This window comes from Streptomyces sp. NPDC050759 (assembly GCF_044456945.1).
Classification (GTDB): Bacteria; Actinomycetota; Actinomycetes; order Streptomycetales; family Streptomycetaceae; genus Streptomyces.
In genome coordinates this window covers 1-1459 of record NZ_JBITGI010000048.1, presented here as the reverse complement: position 1 = coordinate 1459, position 1459 = coordinate 1, and the positions used below count along the sequence as shown (strand labels likewise).

Below are 1459 nucleotides of genomic sequence, written 5' to 3'. Positions count from 1 at the left end.
AAATCTGAAAATGGAGAATTATACAAAGACATGCTAATTAATCTTGTAGATGAGCATTTAGGTTGGAGACAAAATTATATGCCTCAAGATAAACCTGTCATTTCAAGTCACGAAAAAAATTCTGATAGTTATCTAAATACTATTGAGCATATGAAAGAAGTGATGAATGAAATTTCTTCTCGTATGAGAACTCATTCAGTACCTTGGCATTCAGCCGGTCGATATTGGGGACATATGAACTCTGAAACTCTATTACCATCAATTCTAGCGTATAATTTTGCAATGCTATGGAACGGGAATAACGTAGCTTATGAATCATCTCCTGCAACTTCACAGATGGAAGAAGAAGTGGGATACGACCTTGCAAAATTAATGAGTTATAACAATGGTTGGGGACACATTGTTGCTGATGGATCACTAGCTAATCTTGAGGGTTTGTGGTATGCACGAAATATTAAGTCTTTACCCTTAGCTATGAAAGAATGTGCTCCTAGTTTAGTAGAAACTAAAACTGATTGGGAATTATTAAATATGAGTACACAAGAAATTATAGATTTAATGGAAAAAGCTGAAGATAAGATAGACGATTTAAAGCAATATTCTGCAAGAAATGGTAAGAACTTACAGAGTCTTGGTAAATGGCTTGTTCCACAAACTAAGCATTATTCTTGGTTAAAAGCTGCTGATATTATCGGTATTGGTATTGATCAAATAGTTTCAGTGCCTGTAGATTCTTCTTATAGAATGGATATTGATGAACTAGAAAAAATTATAAGAAAGTTAGTAAATGAAGGAACACCTATTTTAGGCGTAGTTGGTGTAGTTGGCTCTACTGAAGAAGGTGCTGTAGATAGCATTGATAAAATAGTAGCACTTAGAGATAAATTATTTAATGAAGGAATTTACTATTATATTCATGTTGATGCTGCATATGGTGGCTATGCTAGATCTATATTCTTAGATGAAGATAATAATTTTATACCTTTCAATGATTTACAAAAAGTTCATCATGAATATGGTGTATTCACAGAAAATACAGAATATATTACAAAAGAAGTTTATGAAGCTTTTAAGGCTATAGAATTAACTGAGTCTGTGACTATTGATCCTCATAAAATGGGTTATGTACCTTATTCAGCTGGAGGAATAGCAATTAAAGACATCCGTATGAGAGAAGTAATATCATATTTTGCAACGTATGTTTTTGAAAAGAATGCTGAAATCCCTGCTTTATTAGGTGCCTATATTTTAGAAGGATCCAAAGCTGGTGCTACAGCTGTTTCTGTATGGGCTGCTCACCATGTTCTTCCTTTAAATATTACAGGATACGGAAAACTAATGGGAGCATCTATTGAAGGTGCTTTAAGATTCTATGATTTCTTAAATACTCAATCATTTAAAGTTGGAGATAAAGAGATTGAACTTTATACTCTTACTCGACCTGATTTTAATATGGTAG

At 33.0% G+C, this 1459-nt stretch carries 1 protein-coding gene; it reads left to right on the top strand.

Translation table 11 applies throughout. From position 1 onward, the window contains the following. A partial coding sequence (tdc, locus tag ACIBJB_RS47465) for a tyrosine decarboxylase (protein WP_398940391.1) occupies positions 1–1459 on the top strand: 1459 nt, incomplete at both ends.